Source organism: Natronorubrum daqingense (assembly GCF_001971705.1).
Lineage (GTDB): Archaea > Halobacteriota > Halobacteria > Halobacteriales > Natrialbaceae > Natronorubrum > Natronorubrum daqingense.
The window spans coordinates 162,734-180,835 of sequence record NZ_CP019329.1; the positions used below are offsets into that span (position 1 = coordinate 162,734).

An 18,102-nucleotide genomic window follows, 5' to 3' on the forward strand; every position below is an offset into this window, starting at 1 on the left:
CCGTGTTCCTCGGTCATCTCTACTTGACCCATCTCTCCCCCTGAAGAGTCCGTGCAGCGGCCAACGCCGCTGTTCTCTCTGTCCACTCGCAACGTGACTGCAGACAGGGGGTGCTCGCTCTACTGATCAAGCGTACGCCGGCGACGTCGTGCGTGTGTAATCCTGGATATCGAGAATTCCGTGAAATCGTGCTAATGTGTGCTGTCTACAACATCTAGCGTGCTGTGAGCTAGGTAAATCAAACCGTGTGGTGATTCACCCAGCCGGACCGTTGTAAAGGGGCGTAACCGTCAGTCGTCTGCCGGCCCGGTCTTGGTGACGCTGTTGTGTGGTTCGAACGTCGAACCCATCTGAGCCCTTCCAAGGACGTTCACGCCGACTTTCACGATAATCGGATAGACAACGAGACAGAAGAGTAATCCGGCCAACCCTGGCAGAACCTGTGGGTGATTGACGTAGGCGTAGTAGTTAACGCCGACGGCAGCGGCGAACGAAGCGATTGCCGCCCAGTTGTAGTTTGAGACGCGGGTTTCAGCGTAGCCGAAGCCACGACGAAGCAGGAAGTAATCAGCGATGATGATACCGCCGATCGGCGGTACGAGGATACTAATCAGGTTGAGCCAGTTCTCAAGATTGGAGATGACCTCTGTTGTTGCCGTAACCAGTGCTCCGAGAATTCCGAGTACGCCGGCAATGCGCCATGAGATAATCGATGAGAGGTTCGTGTAACTCATCGTTGCGTTGTAATGACACGCGTCACAGGTTGACCAGAGGCTCACAACGGCAACTGCGACGACGGGAATGGATCCAAGTAGTCCGATCATTCCGAAGTACGGATCTAGACTATTGAGCGCCGCGGCACTGAGCGCACCGAGAACCATCATACTCGTGTTACAGATGAGGAAAGCGATTATCGTCGCAAGGACAGCTTGCTTCGAATCTTCAGCGAATCGCACGATATCCCCCGTTGCTGTTCCACTCACCGCGAAGGTTCCCCAAGTGAGACCAACACCGACGAAGAACGGAATCGATTCACCAGGAGCCGGTTGACTAAGAATACTCGTTCCCGCAGGGATCACCTGAACGAATAATATGTATGCGGCGAACATCAGCATGATCGGAATGACTAACTTCTCAACAACATCCGACATCGCGCCGACGCCAATAAGCGATGGAAGTCCGAAGAGGATCACGACTCCGATGACAAGGATATACCAGCTTGGATCCCACGCAGCGCGAACAACGTCAGCCGCTAACCATGCTTGAAAAGCGTACCATCCGTTGACAAGGAGTCCGACTACAGCGATTGGGAGTAGTGCTCCCTTCTTCCCGAACGCTTCTTTCATTTGAAGTGGAAAATTCAAGCCACCGTCTACCGAAGCGACAGCGATTAACGATGAATAAATCGCAAGAAAGACGTTCCCGAGTACGATTGCGTACAACGCCTCAGGCATTCCGAGGCCGAAGTAAATTTGACTCCCGATGAATGCGATCGAAAAAGCGATAGCGAATCCAATCCAGACGGTCGCTGGTTCCCAGACACCTAGTCGTTCAGAATCTGGCACACGTCGTTCCGCCCACTCGTCTTGATCTGGATCGTGCTTGAAAAATTCGCGGATTTTGTGCATCATCTCTCCCACAAACCCGTTATAACTTGACATACTTGGTTGGTATCGCAAATTCACTTAACGCTTGGGCACCAAATCCTAAGAAAGTTCCCAGGGAGTTAGCACAGTAAGTATGCCTATTAGGATTCAACATTTGAAGAACAATTCGATAAGTAAAGTACGAATTTATACATTTAGTGATGGAAATAGATAATTGGGATAAGATACGTGGAAACTTTCCAGATAACTCTCAATTGTCGTTGCTAGCTATGGAGGACGAACAAGTCAGATAGGCACTCGGGTTTCGCTTGGCGAGATCGTCGACGACGACCGTCATCGAACCACCCCAGCGAGCAACAGTGCGTTCCAGGCGGCTGCCCCCATCCAGATCGTCGCGACGAGCGCTGGATAATACAACCACCAGACGGGTGGCCCACTCAGATACCGACGCTCGAGTCCATAGATAGCGACCGAGGCACCTGCGACGAGGCCGATCACGGCGAGTTTGAACGCCGCGGCTGCAGCGATCCCGTGATCGAAGAATAGCATCCGACCGACAGGGTTCGTCTCGTGTGCGCCTATCCCGAGACCGTAGACGGTTGTGAACACGTCGGCGAACGCTGCGAGGACCAGGAACGCCCACGCGAGCGTCGCGATAACCGCGCGGGCGACGGCCGTCTCGAGGAGTGGTGTCTCTCGATCGGTGCCGATCGCCGGCCACGTGAGCCGGGTACGGGACCCGTCCCGGACACTCATCGAAAATCACCGTCCGGGCCGGCGTTGTAGAGATCCGCAGCAGTCGTATCTGAGATAATCACGGCCGCGTTTCGCGTGTCCGACCGCGAGAACACGTCCGTCCTGGCCTCTGTCTCTGATTCGTTTCCGCACTCGTTTTCTCGAGACTCATCCTCGCGCTCGATAGCTTCGTCGGGCTCACCAAGGCCCGGGTTCGATGGGTATCGTAATCGAACGACGTTCGGCCCTGAGTCCGGCACGCAGACAGTGTAGTTCGTTCCGTACCCAGCGAGTGGAAGATAGTAACCCGGCGTCTGGTACTGTGAACAGACGTGTCGGGCTGTCTCTGAGACCGTAAGCACGCGGCGTTTGTCGCGTGCCGTGACGACGATCTCCTCGCCTTTCTCGAGGCCGATGACGAGCGAACGAAGCGTATCGTCCGGCCGATATCGATCACTGACCATCGTGATCACCGCCAACTGTGTTGAGTTCGGTGCCAAGTTCGGTAGACGTCCCGTCACGTCGATCGGCGAGGGCGTGCACGTTTTCGTTCGGGTTCAGGAGTTTGGGCCGACTATTCACATAGTCCGCTTGTCGCAGGTATTTCGTGTGCTGATTGACCGTCCTCCGCGTCAGGTGTGTCTCTGTCGCCAGTTCCTTCGTCGTGAGTGGGCCCTCTCGATCGAGGACGAGATAGACGAGTTTCGATGCGGGGTACATCTCCTCGAGTGCTGACTGACTACCACGACAATCGGTGGCAGACTCTCGCTCCTCGACAGCCGGCGTGGCCAGCTTAGACATCGTGACCACCGCCCATCGAACCGAAGTGATCCGAGAGCGAGACTCGCTCACACCGTTGGAGTTTCACAACCGACTCCTCGAGCCACTCCGCGGGGGTGAGTCTCCCTCGGATGCCAGCGTACGTATGCTGCAGTCGGATGGCACCCGTCGAATCGTCGTAGAACGGTTCGACGAGAGTTCCATCGTAGAGAACAGCGTCGACGCTCGAGGACGCGAGTGCACGCGCGTTTCGGGTCGCCCCGACGACTCGATAGCAGACCACCAATCCTTCGGGAACGTTGTGAGCGACGATCGTCTCGCCGGCAATTTCGTAGGCCCGCCACTCCGGAAGCGTGGACTGCTCGACGTGACGTGTCGCCCCGTGTGAGTCACTACTCGCCATCGTACGCCCTCCATGCGTCCTGTAGATCGTTCAGCCACTCTCGTTGGTTCGAAGTGAGTCCGTGGCGTTCGACCTCTTCGGCACCGCGGGTCTCCGGTTGTTCGTAGAGCCACTTCCGCCGGTTGAACCCCAGTAACATCAACGCGAGATTCTGGAGTGGCCCGTCGTACGTCTCCCGTAATCGGTCGGCGTGTTCGTCCGTGATCTGTCGTGGCGTCGGTTCGCCGTACTCCGAATCGGTCGCCGTAATCGCCCGTTCGGTTTGGGAGAGGGCCTCTCGCGTCTGTCCCATGAGCTTACAGAGTTCCGACTGCGTGTTTGACAGACTCGAGGACGGGTACTGCGTATCCGTGAGGTTGATCGATTCGTCGACTGCACGGCTGGCCGTTGTGTTGACCGCCGCGACTCGGCGCTGGACGCGGGCCGCGGTCTCCTGGGGATCGTCCAGACCGCTCGGGTGGTCGCTCGAGTTCTGGTCGCGGCCTCGATCGGTCATTCGGACCACCCCGTCTGGTCGTCCCAATTGTGTGCCCGTTCGCCATGTTCGGCCAGTTGTTCGAATATGTCTCCGAAGCTGTCGCCTTCGACCGTGTGATCACAGAGGCGGCATTGTGCCGTTCCGCTCGAGGCGACTTCTTCGAGTGTTCCCGCAATTTCGTCTTCCTCTGGGGTCGGCACCGAGCGTTCAGACACCTCGATCACCGTCCATGTCCGGTGCGTTCTCACCGGCATAAGGTTCGAAAAACCGGCCACTGCGACTGAGAACTTCGCTCGAGACCCACGACGAGATGTTCGCCGGAAGCGCCGAGTATAGCCGATCGAGCTGATCTCGGTAGTGGTGGAGCCCCTCGGTGAAAGCGTCCCACTCGTCGGTTCCGTACTCGTACTCGCTGCGCTCTCGAGCCAGTCGGTCGCGGTTCCGATCAGCCCGCCAGAACTCGAGAATGGTCGGACTCGATTTACCACAGTCGTGACAGCGCCACGCCGGAAGGTGCGTATCGGGTGGGTGCCCCTCGTAGATCGGCACCGCGCCCGTCATCGGATGGGGGATCAGATCGGTCCCGTCGACGAACGCCTCGGCAGTCTCGTAACTCGAGTTACTGTCGTCGACTGTCTGTCCACCGTCGGTGAGCGCCGTCTGTTCGTCGCCTTCGTCTCTCGAGGATTCGGGTTCGCTGTCATCAGACTCGAGCGTGTATGGGTTCGCGACCGTGTGCACGGGTCCGTACTCGCTATCGTACTCGAGGAGCGCCTCGGCAACGTAGCCGGGGATTGCCTCGTCTTCGCCCCATTCTTCGGCGCGTTTCTGGATTTCTGTCTCTCTGTCGCCGTCGACGTTCGTGTCGCCGCCGATCTCGATTTCAACCAGCCACTCGTGGCAGACGACCGTCGCGACGCCGTTTTCGACAACGGCCGCCCACTCGTCGACGACCGGGCTGGGCCAGACGAGGAGCAACGGCAATTCGAGTTCCGTCCGTGGGTGTTGCCAGTGCACTTCGATTTGATCCTGGTCAACCGATTCGAACTGTTCCGAGCCGTCGACCGTCGTAGTGTACCGCTCGTTACGCGACATGCTCTGATCCCTCCGTTTTCGGTGCCGTGTCTGATTCGGGGTCCGTGAGGAAGAACAGCGAGCGTCGTGCATCCTCGAGACTCGAGCGGTCGTCGACGACGCCGGTTTCCTTGAGGTGTTCGGCGATTGCATACCGAATCGTTCGTTTTGGAAGCCGGCTTTCGGCCGCTAGTTGTTGGAGTGACTGCTCGCCTTCGTACTCGAGGACTTTGTAGACGAGTTTGGCACTCGGTGGGAGATCGTCGAGAACGCGTTCGCGAGCCCGGTCACAGTCGTGATCGGGATTGTGGTTATGGTTGCGATTGGTCTCTGAATTCGACTTTCGACTCTCCTCGGTAACTCGCGGTGTACCGGGCTTGAACTGGCCTTCAGGCATCGTGACCGGCCTCCGTATCGGCGCTGCCGTCGAAGTGCCTCGTGTCATCCCAATAGGTGTCGTCACTGGGTGCACTCGGTGCGTCGATCCACTCCGCGACCTCGTGTGCGTCAACGTCGTCCTCAAAGATGTCCCGAAGCACCTCGACGTCGTTATGGATGAGGTCGCGTTCCGTCGGGTCGATATCGCCTGCAAATCGTCGCAGGTCTGCTTCCTCGACGGCCTGATGGTCTTCCAGGCCGGCTGTGACGGTAATATCGTACTCGACGAGATACGCCAGTGTGACGCGGTACTCGCGGCCAACCAACTGTGCGTTTTGGATCTTGAATTCGCGTGGTGTGCTCGAGCCCGTAGTGGCGTCACTCATCGTGACCGTCCTCCTGGTGGTCGTTTTTCGGCTGTAGTGTGCAGTTCTCGAGCCACTCGTCGATCGACTCAGCATCCAGGGCAGAAACCCAGCGACACGTTGTACAAGCATATGGACGGTTCTTGAATCCGTTTGGGTGCCCGTACATCGGATTCTTGTTCGAACAACGTGGACAGATCCACGCCCAGTAAGGTTCGGATGGCTCCTTTTTCTCATCCTCTGGAATCCCGTGATCGGTTGTAAACTCAGTGCAGTAGGATTCGGAATGCTGCTTTCGCTCTCGTTCCTTTTCGGGATATTCAGTGACAAACCACGTTCGGACGTGGCTTGCCGATCGATCACCGACACCAGAGAAATCGGTCAGCTTCCCATCGTTGACGATGTAGTCAACAAGGTGGGACTCTGTCTCAAATTTTTCCGCGAGCTTTTCCGCAGGGCGGCTCGAGACGCCCATATCTTCGAAGACTCGAACCATCTTACAGCCAGTATCCCCAATGTGACCGGCATCACTCATCGCCATCACCTGCACACGGCGTGTAGACGGGCTGGTCCAGATCCGACACGAGGTGCATATCCAGCGCATCACCGTCACCGACCGACGCCAAATCATACTCGAGAACGTCCTCTGGAGATGGTTTTAGCGGCCCCTCAACCACGTCCGCGGGGACCACTGCATAGCTCTCGAGAGCTTCCTCGATCGAGTCTACATACGTTGGAACTCCGGCCTTGCGAAACAGGTCTCGAACGGTATCGCCGGCCTGGAGTGCAACGTGGACGTTTCCGATTTGGACCACGCGAATCTCCTCGGGGTCGGCCTTTCCAGCGCCGAAAACACCGAGTCGACCGTCAACGTGGTAGGTCAACTCGAGTGTGACTGTCTCCTCGCCGCCGTGAGCGCTCGTTATCCGGGCACCGTCGGCGTTCGATCGAGCCAGAACCATCGGCAGTTCGGCCCGGAGTTCGCTACTGGTCAACAACCGACCGGAGGGGTTGAGCGTCCCGTACTGCTCGCGACGGTCCGTGCGCCGTTCGCGTTCTGATTCTGGATCAACCGCGAGTCCATTCCCGTCCGTTCGAACGGGGTTGTCCGTGCTGGCTTCTTGGTTACCCTCGAGTGTGAGTTGATCGTGCTCGTTCAACAGCGTCCGTGCGCCGTCGCGAAGCGCCTCACTCCGATTCGGGTAGTGGCCGGCGTCGACGAGTGACTCGATGCCGTTGACGAGTCGTTCGGGCATTCGATGGGTGACGCGCTCCATTAGGCGTCACCCCGAATGGCCTCGAACGCGTCTCGAGAGACGATTGCTGTCTCGACGCCGTCACTGGCAATTGAGCGATCGGCCTGGTATCGCTTCGTTCCCGTCTGTACGTCGTACTCGTTGAGTGAGTGGTACGTGAGGACGGTTCCGTCTTCGTCGAGTTCGTAGAACCACTGCAAGGACGCAACACGCGGGTTACGACAAACGATTAGCTCATCGGACTCGAGATCGTCGAGTGACGGTGGCTGGTTGTGTTCGAGATTCTCAGCGCCGGAATCCGGTGGCGTTGCTACTGAACGGTCTTTTGAAGGGGTGTTGTGCTTCATCATCGCTCCGCAATTCCGGGCGGTTTGGTCCGGAATCGTGTCTGAATCGATGACTGTTCAGCACTTAACCTCTCGGACGGCCAAGGTATGTGTTGCGATTGTCTGACCGGTAGCAATGACATCCTCCCCGGCGTGAACGCCGGGGTTTCCTCTCGCTGGGAGTCTCGGCTACGCCGAGTCCACGGAGGCAACTTGCGGGTTCGTGTGCTCCTCGTTGGGACAGGGAGCGCGTGATGACGCCGACCATGAATGGTCGTCCCACTTGAGGCACACGGGCCGTGCCATCGGCCGTGATACCGTTTCGTGCCGTCTCAGGAACGTCTCGCTCGCGGCGAGATCCGCGTGGCCTTCGAAGCCGCAGGTACACGTGAGCGTATCTTGGTGCCGGGTCGTGTCCTCGGTCGAACCGCAGTTCGGACACGTCTGCGAGGTCCACGCCTCTGTCCGAACTTCGACCGTGATACCGAACTCCTCGGCGGTATCGGCGAGGCGTCCGACGAACCGCCGGAACGTCCAGAAGTTGTGCAGCTTGGCGTTCGTCCGAACCGACCAGTGTGTCTCGAGCACGTCGGTTAAGTCGCCGACGTACACCGTCGAAACACCCTTGTCGTGCAGCCGTTCGATCAGGTCTCGGCAAAGCGCGTCCATCGCGTGGTCGCGCCGCCGCGTTCGGCGACGGTACAGTGAGTCGATGCGCTTCGAACTGTACCGGCCATCCTCGAGCTTCGACTGGAGTTCCGCAATTCGTTGCGTGGTCTCGCGGAAGCGTTCGAACAGGTCGCGGCCTTCGTACAGGTACTGCTCGCCGGTTGAAACCGTACAGGCGACGATGTTGTTCGCGCCGATATCCAGAGCGGCGGTTTCGTCCGCCAGTGGTTGTGCCAGTCGAGAATTGTCGATTGTGACTGGCTGAAAGGCCCTGAATGTCTCGCTCACATCGTCGTAATACAGTTCCAACCGGCCCTGCTTGTCGTACTCTTTCCAGTTCGGATTGCCGCGAACCTCGAGCCGGAGTCGTTCTCGATATCCAAGACCGTACTCCTCTTTCAGGTCTTGCCCGACGAGTATCTCGAGCCGGGAGTGTTCGCCCCATTCGACGGAGTACGACGTGTTGCGGATATATGTCCGCAGTTCGCGGCCCTCGTCTTGGTTGCCCCAGAAGCCGGGCTTGCCGTTGGCTTCGCCCTTCTCTCGGAGTGCGGAGAACGAGCGCCACGCTTCGCGGTTCTTGCGTTCGATCTGCTGAACGGTTGACGCGCCGAGCGTCCCGCCGTACCGACCGCGGTACTCGTCGATCTCCCACACGTCGCCGTCCGGGTTCTCGAAGTTGGACCGGCGTTGATAATTTATCTCGTTCCAGAGTGCGGCTGAAGCGTCCAACAGTCGTCGAAGTAACTCCTCGTCCTCGTCGGACTGGGGAACTACTTCGAACTCGTTGGTGCGCTTCATCGCTACCTACTGCTACAGTCGGAACATACATAAATCTATGGATAATCATAGACACCATGGGTACGAACATCCACATCGAAGTGCCGGATGAAGAACAGTACGAGCGACTGAAGCGCGTGAAAAACGAACACGGACTGACGTGGCGCGGGATGTTGATCCACGCCGCCGACGACTTGGAGACTCCGACCGGGGAGTAACCGGTGGTCCGCGTAGCCGAGTGGCGCGATTCACGCCCGCCGTGAACGGCGGGACTCTCTCGCTGTTTTAGGTAGTTGGCTACACGGTTCCCTTGTCCAGGGTTAAACATGGAAATCGTGCTTAGTACAGGCTATCCACTTACCGCAATGACGATGCCGATAATCATACATAATGCACCCAACCCTCGAAAGAAAATCCGCCCAGTACCGAGCAAAGAATCGTCTTTGAGCATCCCGAGAAACCAAAAACGGAGTGTTTTCTCGGGCCAGAGGAAGCCTACGAAGCCAACAATAAATAATAGGATCCCGGCCATAGCGTTCATAGATCATTTGTATTTTGAGAGATAATTAAATCTGCCTTTGCTGTATTCACACACGAAGTTACCGAATCGTCCGAGTCGGTTTTGGATACCTCTCTGAATAAAGAGATCGTGATATCTATACTGCTCAACACGTTGATCCCCATCCAATCATATGCTTAAATAATAGTAATAGCTAAGTCCCTATAGACGAATGGTGTAGTATGGCACGGGAAACCGACGCCGATGTGACCACGACGCCGACCTCCGTAGAGCGCGAGAAAATAGCCAATTCCGAGGCCAAGAACGGTGATATCGCTCTCGAGCTTTCGGGCTCCTGGTACGGCTACATCGGCCAAGATTCCGAGGGGGCGTACCACCATATGGACAGTCGAACGATGACGATCTTCGTGACTGAGCAAGACCGCGAGCGATTCCTTCCCGACGGTGCTGGGCTGTTCTGGTTCCGCGTCGAGGGGCCGGTGATCCAGACCGTCTGTCTCGAGCACTACCCTAATAAGAACCTCGAAAACTGGAAGGATTTCGTTGATATGAAGCGTGGCTGGTCCGAATTGCCCGTTTCGGCGGTCGACCAACTGACACAGAATCTCGAGTCGGACGATCCGATCACAGACCAAATCCAGACCCGCTGATTCCGGACCTTTTGACTCTCAGTCTGTCGCCCGTTCGCTTCCAATAACATGCTTTTTCAATAGTAAATTATAAGTCACTGGAGAATAGAGTGTATTGTAGACGCTGGAAACAGCGCTCAGGTGACCACTATGCACATGCAAGGCGGTAGACGACCAGATCCAGTTGCACCAGCAGGCCAGCACGTTCACGAACGCGGCAGTCCAGAGCACACCGCTCGAGTCGTTCGAGCGAACGGGCACTCGATCGTCCTCGAGTACCCCAACGGACGCCGATATCGGTTCGGTTCCGGTGAATTCTCTGAGATGTTCTGCATCGCAGGTGAAACTCGTAGGACAACGAGTCCGTCCGCGTGAGCACCGGCAGTTGGAAAACTCAACCCAAAACAAAAACACATGTTCAACAGCACACACCCCTTGGAAGACGCCACCCACGGCGTACTCGACGAATCGAATCCACACCAGCGGTCGGATGGCCGACCGACGAACACCGGTCGCAGGCTCGAGGAGTCAGTTGTGTACGTCCGCGTTGACGAGACGCCAGCCTCGAACGATCGAGTCGCAGTACATATTGAGCACCCCGATCACGACGGCGGTGTACGGTGTTTCTACCGCCATCGCGAGCGTGCCGAGCAGGCGATTCGCCGGCATATCGGGACTGAAATCGACGCCGATCTCGAGCGCGTCGAACTCGAGGATACGGTCGGGCTCGGTTTTGCTGCGTACGAGCTGTTGCCCGAGGAGAACGGTTGGAACGAAGGGCCGAAGGGGGTGTTCGCGTGATGTCGACGGGAAACGCTTCGAGTGGAACTGAGCGCTGTATTGGCTGTGGTTCCGAAATCGAAGGCGACGGATTCTACGGACAGGGTGACGTGAAACCAGAAGGCCTCGAAGGTCTCGGGGATGGTGAATCCGTGCCCGTTAGCGAACTGTTCGGATTCAACGACGGGCCATACTGTACGCTCGAATGCTCACTCGAAGCGGACACTGACAGTGACGACGATCTCGAGATTCGAGCCGACGGCGGCACGTCCTCGAGCGGTACTGGGCGGAAGGAGGTGCTTCGTGGGGCAGTCGAAGTTTGGGGAGAAGACCTCCAGATCCAGATCGCCATCGAAGAATTGAGCGAACTGACCACGGAACTCGCGCGCCGACAGCGAGGCCGCGAGAGCTACTCTGCGACCGTCGAAGAGATCGCAGATGTGCAACTCTGTCTGGACCAGCTAAAGCTCATGTACAACCCGGAACAGGTCGAGATGGCCGAACAGGACAAACTGGAACGGTTGAAGCGGCGCGTGGAGCGTGATCGCGATGAGTAGCGACGATACTGAACGAACAGTAGCACCTCCAGAAGACGAGCGACCGACGTTTGTCAACGGAAATCTGTACCGAGAACTGGCGATAATCAGCACGGCAATCGGACCAACTGGGACCGAACACGTCCCTGAGTCTGAGTATCCTGTTGAGTACGGAATGGAGGTCGAGACGCTCTGTGGTCTAACATTCCTGAAGCGAGATTCAGCTGAATCGATCACAGAAGGGGGCTGTCAGAACTGCAAACAGGCTGCCGAATCCAGATGGGGCTACAATTGCGTCGGTAAGCAGTTCGGGACGTTCGTAGATCGCACAGTCCTTTCGGACACTGACCGTGACGATGATTGCGAGATTCGGGCCGACGGTGGCACATCCTCGAGCGGAACTGAGCGCCAAGAACTGCGTGAGGATGCTCAGTACATTATCGAGCGGTTAGAGAGTGAATTGGAGAAAAAGCGTGAGGCAGACGCTGGCGCGGAGAATATTGAGTACACGAGGGGGAAGTTAGCGGGTGCGAAGATCGTCAAGAACGATTTGTTAACCGATGGATCACTTAGAAAGAACCGCTCACTACACACGGAGGCTGATCGGAATGAGTAGCGACGACACCGAACGTGAGAACCCACTCGACAGAGGCGATTCGAGCGGGTTCGAACGCCGATGTGACGGATGTTCAAACCCGACGAATAGAACGGCTATCCCCGTCCGAGAGACGAGTACGGACCACATCATCCTCTGTGAGACGTGCGAAGTCATCGTGGCGAGAACGATTTGCGACCAGTCACTACAGGCGGAAACGGAGAGTGAGACCCAATGACGTGGGTGTGTCCGACCTGCTCGCGCCGGTATCCCGACTCAGCCATAGGTCTGCCAGAGACAGACGACGCGGACGAGATGACCCATTGCGAGGTATGCTCGGACGGTATTGAACGACGCCCGCTCCTATGGGCTTTGGATCGTCTTTGCCTGTGGGGGGAATTAGATGGCGTAGAAACGGCAGACCCTCACGTTAGAGGCGAAGCGGCTGCCTCCGCGCGAGTTACGATACAAGAATTGGCGCAGGATGTTCAGACAGAGAGTGGTCGAAATGTCGAGTGACGATACTGATCGGAAACTCCCTACCGACTGGGATTTGACAAAGACAGGGTGGACAATCGAGGACTGTGTTGAGGAGGTCGAAGAGATGGGGGACGATCCCGAGAACCAATTCTACTACACGACCTATTCGGATGTGTTCCACACTACGCCGAAATGCCCGCACATCCAGGATTCGGAGAATCTGCACGTGACGGGCCTTCGCAGCGATCTGAACGGGACGCTGATGGCTGGCGAAAACAGAGTGGCAGGGCCGACAGATGAACACTGCGACCTTCGGGAATGTGGTTGGTGTTCTAAAAACGGCGGCTACCATCGGATGGAACGCACGCAAGACGCGAATACTGACGGCGCTCGAGGCGATCCACATGCCGAGTAACGCCACTGCACGATCGGTGTTCGGGTATCCGGGTAACAAGGCCGGGCTCTCCTCGTGGGTGCTCGAGCATTTCCCGGATCACCGCACGTACGTCGAAGTGTTCGGTGGCGCTGCGGGCATCCTCGCGAACAAACCACCGTCGTACAACGAAGTGTACAACGACGTCGACGGTGATCTCGTTCAGTTCTTCGACGTGCTACGCAAGCGTGGTGACGAACTCGCCGAATGGTGTGCGACCGTCCCGTATTCGCGCGAAAAGTACGGCGAGTGGTCCTCGAAGTGGTACGACGGCTGGCGACCAGACGACGCTGTTCGGCGTGCTGGCGTGTTCTACTACCTCCGGCAAGTCAGCTTCAACGGGAAATACTACACACCGGGCGGGTTCGCTGTGAGTACGAAACGAAATCAAGCACGGACGTATGCTAATCAGGTCGACCGCCTCGAGATGTTCGCTGATCGATTTCGAGAGGTAGTCGTCGAACATCTCGATTGGCGAGCGTGTGTCGAACAATGGGACGACGAGGAGACGCTGTTGTATTTCGACCCGCCGTATCCTGACCGGGAGTTTCGCTACCGGGAGGGTCCGGGGTTCGATCATGGCGAGTTCGTCGACTCACTGGGCGATCTCGAGAGTCGGTGGCTTGTCTCGTATGCTGACCCACCGGCTGCACTCATCGAGGTCGCGGATCTGGTGGCTACGAAAGAGACGAAATACAGGATGGCCTCTGGGCATAATGGCGACACAGAGGAATCGACCGAAGTTCTCGCGATGAATTTCAATCCACGTGAGGCAGACCTGTTCGTCGATACTGACCATCACCAGGCAACGCTCGCCAACGGTGGTTGCATTCCATCGACGACTGCAGACGATGGAGGTGACGAATAGATGCCGTCCACGTGCATCGATCACGACGAAGATATCCAGGTCGGTACTCCGATTTCGAGAGCGACCATCCGCGACACTGAATCGGGCTATCTCGCGACCTGTCGAGACTGCCAGTGGATGGGGCTCTTCCCCAACGGCACGCTCGCCGACAGCGCCGCCCAGACACACTACGAGCGCTGTCACTACGGGACGTCGTCGTACACGATCGTCTTCCTCGTCGACGGCACTCGAGCACAGTGTCTCGAGTCTAACCGAGACCGACTGACACCAATCCAGTCCGAGCGGCCGATGTTCCCACGGACGACCGGCGATGTGTCCGCACTCGTCGAGCGCGGTGATCTGATCCGTCTGGCCGGTGATCGAGAGGCGATGGTTCGCGGCGTCACGGAAACCCGCGTGTTCGGACTCGCAACGTGGTCCGTGACGATCTGCGACACGGACGTTGACCTCGTCGACGATGATCCCGATTGGCGCGGAATGAACGAACTCATCGCTCGCGACGGCGACGTGTACTGTCGATACGGCGAGGACTATCTCGGAGCGCCGGCTTTCGAGATCGACGGCCGGGCTGCACACCAGTCCGATCTCTCGAGTTTCGATCACGACCGAGCAATCACGGACGGTGGGCCCGACCAACGGAGGGCCGACCGATGACCCAAGAACTCCTCTCTGCGTTCGGTGGCGGCGACACCGACTGCCTGCGACTCACGCTCGAGAGCGTAAGCGAGCGCAAGCGTGTTGAAGCGTACATCGAGTCCCTAGACTGTGGCGGGTGGGATCTCGCCCTCGTTAGCGAAGACATGATCTGGTGGCACGACGCCTCCGGTTCGACCGCGAAAACGTACAAGATCGAACCCAGTGAACACGGCTGGAACGGATCTCGTCGGAACCGATCACCGCCGCCACACAATACTCGAGACCTGCAGAGGGCGCTTGACCGGGCCGCCGAGTGGCTTCGCGAGCACCCACTAGAGGCGGCCGATGATAGCGGAGGTGACGATCGGTGACCTCCCGTGCCGACGATACGGACCGTCCGCTCGTCGAGTGTCGCAACTGCGAGGGCACCGGGACAGTCCAGCGACTCGTCAGTGATCCCGATGCCGACGAACCAACCGGCAGCTTCGACGACCTGAAAGCCGTCGACGGTGACTGCGACCGCTGTGACGGCCGTGGCGAGGAGTTCGATGCACCAGGCTGTCCACGGTGTGGTGCCTCGAGTGAGGCATTGTCGTCGTCACTGCGTCCCTCTGGGTCGTACAATCAATCGTGTACGGAGTGTCCGTGGTCGGAGGTAGTCGGCTAATGGCTCATTCATGGTCTGGTGTCGATGTGGACGGTGACTGTGAGACCAACATTCGAAGAAATCCACCGGCCGATACGGCTTCAGAATCTGGTGCTCGAGTCTGTCGTGTTCGCGAGGCCTCGGGTCGGGACGACGCGTTCTACCTCGTTCGATTGTGGCACCACTACTTCGGCGTCGAGTACGAGGCGAACTGGCTGCCCTACGGCCCCTTTAACCTCCTCCCGCGCCTAAAGTCGCGGGAATCCCACCATGGGATTTCAGGCCGAGCGATTCGACCCTAAGGTTTCAAGACGCATACGCTCCAAGCGTCAATTGCTGGGCTTCAGCATCGGCTTGGCTGTCTTGTGGGCCGGTCAAACGGCCCCCTTCCTCAGCCGAGTCATCGCCATCCGTGTATTCTCTTGAATGACTCTCTCCGCCGAGGTAGCGGTCTGCAATATTGAGCGCGGCGTTGATGTCCGCGTGGTACTCCGAAACCCAACACTCTGAGTTGGAACACTTGAACGTTGCTTGGTCGGGGCGGTAGCCCTGCTCTCCGCAACAGTGGCACGTCTTCGAGGTGTACGCGGGATTCACCGTCTCCACGCGAATCCCTTTCTCGGCGGCTTTGTAGCGGAGTTGGGCGTGCATCTTCGCAAAGCCCCATCCGTGCAAGCGCCGGTTCATGAACGCGCCGTAGTCCATGTTCTCGCGGATATGCGTGAGGTCTTCGAGGACCAACACGGGATTCTCGAATTGGTCGGCGTAGGCGACGACCGCCGACGTGACCGTGTGGAGAATGTCGTCTATCTGCCGCCAAAGCGAATCCCCGTAGGACTCTGCGATGCGTTCACTCCCGCGTTGCTGAAGGCGTCGAGTCGCCGTGAAATACGTCTCACGGAGCCGTCGAACCTGTTTGCCTTCGTCGTTCCAAAGGTTGGGTGTAGCCGGGGAGCCGCGCTCGTCACGGTGACACACCGTTAACAAAGAGGCTTCCCCGATGTCTACCCCAATCGGCGTTTCGTCCGCCGAACTGGGTCGTTCCTCCACGTCTCGCGTAGCGACGATGTGGAAGTACCACTCGCCGTCGCGGTCAAATAAGCGACACTCACCCATCTTTGCGTCTCCCGCGTCCAACGCTTCCAACCACTCTCGCTGTTCGGGGTTCGGTTGCGCGGGGAGCCACAGGTTGTAGTCGTCGTGATGCGGGATTTTGACGTACCACTCGATGGCGTTCTGTGGCTTGTGGTCGAGCTTTGGGCCTTCGTTCGTGAACCGAACCGGGTGGTCGTCGTCGATCTCTTTCGCGTCGTAGCTCCCTCCGCAGAGTTGCGGGACGTACTTCTTGAGAGCGTTCTTCGCGTAACCGCTCAGGTCGTAGTTGACCACCACGTCGTTGGCTTCGGTCTGAGTGGAGCAGTTTGCGTTGAACGCGGCTTCGAGGGCGTCTTGATACGCTCGTTTTGTCTCGCAGAGCTTCCGGTGCTTGTGAGTGTTCGGTTCCACAAGCTTGAGTTCCAGCGTCTCGGTGAGTTCGGTCACTGTTCGTCCTCCTCGTGACGCTGGATGTAGTCTTGAACCGTTTCGCTTGAGACGTGCCCTGCTGTTCCGGCGTAGTAGCCGCGCGCCCACTTGATTTTCTCGCCGTCGTGGTCGGCGTAGCGGTGGTTGTATTTCCGCGAACTGATGCCTTTGAACCAGTTGGCGAGAAGTGACGGGGCGTGTTTCGGTGGACTACTCACGAACAAGTGAACGTGGTCGGATTGGACGGTGAGGTCGACGATCTCCAATCCTTTTTCGTCGGCGATTTCGTGGAGGATTCGGCGCACACGGTCTTCGACCTCATTAACCAGTACCGAGTTGCGGTACTTCGGCAACCACACTATGTGGTAGTTGAGGTTGTAGGTCGCGTGTCGTGTGGTCTTCATCCGTACTACACACTATGGTGAGCGACGGTCTTAAAACTACCGAGTGCCGTGGGAAATCCGGCCGATTGTAGCAACGTGGGCCGAACGCACTATGCCTACCGCTCGACCCGCGCCTGAAGACGCGGGTTTGCGCTCGCACTATGTATCAGGTGGCCGGGTGGGACGACAAAAACGAAGATGAAGACGGGGACGAAGAGGCCCGCGAGGTCTGTGGCGTCATCGCCACCCACGGGCGCGAGGACGGCCAGACGGTCGACGTTGGCGGCGGTCTCGCTGAACTGTTCGATCACGATGCGATGGTCGAGCAACTTCCCGATGGGCGCTTCGATCGGGATGCACTCGCCGGCCACCGGAATGCGATGCTCTGGTTCGGTATCGTCGATCCAGCGTGGCGCGGCCACGGGATCGGCCACCGACTCTTTCGAGCGCGTATCGAGTGGGCGCAGGCCCATGGCGCGGATATGGTGTTCGCGATGGGGTGGGAACGACCCGACGAACGCACCAGTCGGCCGCTGTTCGAACGCTATGATTTCGTCCCGGTCCAGCGCTTCGACGAGCACTATGCCGGCACTCGAGACGCCTGTCCCGATTGTGGTATCTGGCCCGACGATGACCGGGAGTGTTCGTGTGCGGCCACGCTGTGGGCTCGAGAAATGCCTCTCGATCGACTCGCAGGATCTGGAGGTGTGCTCGAGCGATGACCGGTGACGTTCCAGCAGCCCCGTATCAAGATGGTCGTTTATAGCCCGGTTTCGGCAACCCGTCCTTACGCCGTATTGGGGTTCAATATTTTCAGATGACAATCTGATCGGAAATCACTGTGTCTACTCTCGAGAACCACAGACTTCCGACAAGAAGATTCAAATCTATTCGGTCTAAAACCCATTGTATGTTAGTTCAGTATGCGTATTTCGAATTAACCCCAAAAGAAGGATTCGCGAAGTAAGACAAATATGGATTGGGAGGATATGAATTTGGAAGACGACGAACCCAATTTAGCGATATACGCACTGTCTGTTGTAGCCGTTCTTGCTGTCTTTTTCTTTCTCCTCCTCATATTATTCGTTTTCATGACGTTCCCATCGCTCGTGACCGGGATTGGAATGGCTCTTTTTGTAATTTTCTTCTTGGCAAAAGTAAGCTAATCCGGTCCAGTACATCCCGCTTCCGTGGCCGATGACCCGTGGTGAGATTGACGAC

27 protein-coding genes are annotated in these 18,102 nt (G+C 57.6%); 11 read left to right on the forward strand and 16 right to left on the reverse strand.

The features are described 5' to 3' along the window. Positions 1 to 290: 290 nt before the first annotated feature. The 14 genes from BB347_RS18265 to BB347_RS18330 form a co-directional block, all read right to left on the reverse strand. Entirely contained in the window at positions 291 to 1,661 is a 1,371-nt protein-coding gene (locus BB347_RS18265) for a cytosine permease (protein WP_083687823.1), read from the reverse strand. A 279-nt stretch (positions 1,662 to 1,940) separates the two neighbouring features. Continuing rightward, positions 1,941 to 2,363, reverse strand: a complete 423-nt coding sequence (locus BB347_RS18270) for a DUF5658 family protein (protein ID WP_076584104.1) — start codon at positions 2,361 to 2,363, stop codon at positions 1,941 to 1,943. Next, a complete protein-coding gene (locus tag BB347_RS18275) occupies positions 2,360 to 2,806 on the reverse strand; it encodes a hypothetical protein (protein ID WP_076584106.1) in 447 nt (148 codons plus the stop codon). Before BB347_RS18275 ends, BB347_RS18270 begins: the two co-directional genes overlap by 4 nt. Then, a complete protein-coding gene (locus BB347_RS18280) occupies positions 2,796 to 3,143 on the reverse strand; it encodes an HTH domain-containing protein (RefSeq protein ID WP_076584108.1) in 348 nt (115 codons plus the stop codon). Before BB347_RS18280 ends, BB347_RS18275 begins: the two co-directional genes overlap by 11 nt. Further along, the gene (locus BB347_RS18285) at positions 3,136 to 3,525 is read right to left on the reverse strand and encodes a hypothetical protein (protein WP_076584110.1); all 390 of its coding nucleotides are present in this window, start codon (positions 3,523 to 3,525) and stop codon (positions 3,136 to 3,138) included. The genes BB347_RS18280 and BB347_RS18285 overlap by 8 nt, the downstream gene beginning before the upstream one ends. Then, a complete protein-coding gene (locus BB347_RS18290) occupies positions 3,515 to 4,021 on the reverse strand; it encodes a hypothetical protein (RefSeq protein ID WP_076584112.1) in 507 nt (168 codons plus the stop codon). Before BB347_RS18290 ends, BB347_RS18285 begins: the two co-directional genes overlap by 11 nt. Continuing rightward, positions 4,018 to 4,203 carry a hypothetical protein gene (locus BB347_RS18295; RefSeq protein ID WP_139327071.1) on the reverse strand — a complete coding sequence of 62 codons (186 nt, stop codon included), beginning with the start codon at positions 4,201 to 4,203 and terminating at the stop codon, positions 4,018 to 4,020. The genes BB347_RS18290 and BB347_RS18295 overlap by 4 nt, the downstream gene beginning before the upstream one ends. Before the next feature lie 7 nt (positions 4,204 to 4,210). Further along, positions 4,211 to 5,098 carry a hypothetical protein gene (locus BB347_RS18300; protein WP_076584115.1) on the reverse strand — a complete coding sequence of 296 codons (888 nt, stop codon included), beginning with the start codon at positions 5,096 to 5,098 and terminating at the stop codon, positions 4,211 to 4,213. Continuing rightward, on the reverse strand, positions 5,088 to 5,474 hold the full coding sequence (locus BB347_RS18305) for a helix-turn-helix domain-containing protein (RefSeq protein ID WP_076584117.1): 387 nt from the start codon (positions 5,472 to 5,474) through the stop codon (positions 5,088 to 5,090). The genes BB347_RS18300 and BB347_RS18305 overlap by 11 nt, the downstream gene beginning before the upstream one ends. Beyond that, the gene (locus tag BB347_RS18310) at positions 5,467 to 5,841 is read right to left on the reverse strand and encodes a hypothetical protein (protein WP_076584119.1); all 375 of its coding nucleotides are present in this window, start codon (positions 5,839 to 5,841) and stop codon (positions 5,467 to 5,469) included. Before BB347_RS18310 ends, BB347_RS18305 begins: the two co-directional genes overlap by 8 nt. Further along, positions 5,834 to 6,355: a hypothetical protein gene (locus tag BB347_RS18315; protein WP_139327072.1), complete on the reverse strand. Its 522-nt coding sequence runs from the start codon at positions 6,353 to 6,355 to the stop codon at positions 5,834 to 5,836. Before BB347_RS18315 ends, BB347_RS18310 begins: the two co-directional genes overlap by 8 nt. Continuing rightward, complete coding sequence (locus BB347_RS19960) at positions 6,348 to 7,097, reverse strand: ribbon-helix-helix domain-containing protein (protein ID WP_076584121.1); 750 nt, start codon at positions 7,095 to 7,097, stop codon at positions 6,348 to 6,350. The genes BB347_RS18315 and BB347_RS19960 overlap by 8 nt, the downstream gene beginning before the upstream one ends. Beyond that, positions 7,097 to 7,423, reverse strand: a complete 327-nt coding sequence (locus tag BB347_RS18325; RefSeq protein WP_139327073.1) for a hypothetical protein — start codon at positions 7,421 to 7,423, stop codon at positions 7,097 to 7,099. The genes BB347_RS19960 and BB347_RS18325 overlap by 1 nt, the downstream gene beginning before the upstream one ends. 168 nt (positions 7,424 to 7,591) lie before the next feature. Continuing rightward, a complete protein-coding gene (locus BB347_RS18330) occupies positions 7,592 to 8,872 on the reverse strand; it encodes an RNA-guided endonuclease InsQ/TnpB family protein (protein ID WP_076584124.1) in 1,281 nt (426 codons plus the stop codon). A gap of 56 nt (positions 8,873 to 8,928) precedes the next feature. On the opposite strand from BB347_RS18330, the gene BB347_RS19475 reads away from it, so the two are divergent. The 10 genes from BB347_RS19475 (at position 8,929) to BB347_RS18385 (ending at position 14,995) form a co-directional block, all read left to right on the forward strand. After that, complete coding sequence (locus BB347_RS19475; protein ID WP_168170979.1) at positions 8,929 to 9,069, forward strand: hypothetical protein; 141 nt, start codon at positions 8,929 to 8,931, stop codon at positions 9,067 to 9,069. Positions 9,070 to 9,592: 523 nt separating this feature from the next. Next, the gene (locus tag BB347_RS18340) at positions 9,593 to 10,021 is read left to right on the forward strand and encodes a hypothetical protein (RefSeq protein WP_076584127.1); all 429 of its coding nucleotides are present in this window, start codon (positions 9,593 to 9,595) and stop codon (positions 10,019 to 10,021) included. Positions 10,022 to 10,414: 393 nt separating this feature from the next. Further along, positions 10,415 to 10,801 (forward strand): hypothetical protein, encoded by a 387-nt coding sequence (locus BB347_RS18345; RefSeq protein ID WP_076584129.1) that lies wholly within the window; start codon positions 10,415 to 10,417, stop codon positions 10,799 to 10,801. Continuing rightward, positions 10,801 to 11,337 carry a nucleoside triphosphate pyrophosphohydrolase family protein gene (locus BB347_RS18350; RefSeq protein WP_076584130.1) on the forward strand — a complete coding sequence of 179 codons (537 nt, stop codon included), beginning with the start codon at positions 10,801 to 10,803 and terminating at the stop codon, positions 11,335 to 11,337. Before BB347_RS18345 ends, BB347_RS18350 begins: the two co-directional genes overlap by 1 nt. Then, complete coding sequence (locus BB347_RS18355) at positions 11,330 to 11,932, forward strand: hypothetical protein (RefSeq protein WP_139327074.1); 603 nt, start codon at positions 11,330 to 11,332, stop codon at positions 11,930 to 11,932. Before BB347_RS18350 ends, BB347_RS18355 begins: the two co-directional genes overlap by 8 nt. A 583-nt stretch (positions 11,933 to 12,515) precedes the next feature. Next, a complete protein-coding gene (locus BB347_RS18365) occupies positions 12,516 to 12,806 on the forward strand; it encodes a hypothetical protein (protein ID WP_139327075.1) in 291 nt (96 codons plus the stop codon). Next, a complete protein-coding gene (locus BB347_RS18370; protein WP_076584138.1) occupies positions 12,796 to 13,692 on the forward strand; it encodes a DNA adenine methylase in 897 nt (298 codons plus the stop codon). Before BB347_RS18365 ends, BB347_RS18370 begins: the two co-directional genes overlap by 11 nt. Then, positions 13,693 to 14,346, forward strand: a complete 654-nt coding sequence (locus BB347_RS18375; protein ID WP_076584140.1) for a hypothetical protein — start codon at positions 13,693 to 13,695, stop codon at positions 14,344 to 14,346. Then, entirely contained in the window at positions 14,343 to 14,699 is a 357-nt protein-coding gene (locus tag BB347_RS18380; RefSeq protein WP_076584142.1) for a hypothetical protein, read from the forward strand. The genes BB347_RS18375 and BB347_RS18380 overlap by 4 nt, the downstream gene beginning before the upstream one ends. Next, positions 14,696 to 14,995 (forward strand): hypothetical protein, encoded by a 300-nt coding sequence (locus tag BB347_RS18385; protein WP_076584144.1) that lies wholly within the window; start codon positions 14,696 to 14,698, stop codon positions 14,993 to 14,995. Before BB347_RS18380 ends, BB347_RS18385 begins: the two co-directional genes overlap by 4 nt. Before the next feature lie 285 nt (positions 14,996 to 15,280). Here the strand turns inward: BB347_RS18385 and BB347_RS18395 are convergent, their stop codons facing one another. After that, on the reverse strand, positions 15,281 to 16,516 hold the full coding sequence (locus BB347_RS18395; protein WP_076584147.1) for an RNA-guided endonuclease InsQ/TnpB family protein: 1,236 nt from the start codon (positions 16,514 to 16,516) through the stop codon (positions 15,281 to 15,283). Beyond that, positions 16,513 to 16,902 (reverse strand): IS200/IS605 family transposase, encoded by a 390-nt coding sequence (tnpA, locus tag BB347_RS18400; RefSeq protein ID WP_076584149.1) that lies wholly within the window; start codon positions 16,900 to 16,902, stop codon positions 16,513 to 16,515. The genes BB347_RS18395 and tnpA overlap by 4 nt, the downstream gene beginning before the upstream one ends. A gap of 140 nt (positions 16,903 to 17,042) precedes the next feature. On the opposite strand from tnpA, the gene BB347_RS18405 reads away from it, so the two are divergent. Beyond that, positions 17,043 to 17,603 (forward strand): GNAT family N-acetyltransferase, encoded by a 561-nt coding sequence (locus BB347_RS18405; RefSeq protein ID WP_076584150.1) that lies wholly within the window; start codon positions 17,043 to 17,045, stop codon positions 17,601 to 17,603. Positions 17,604 to 18,102 lie beyond the last annotated feature (499 nt).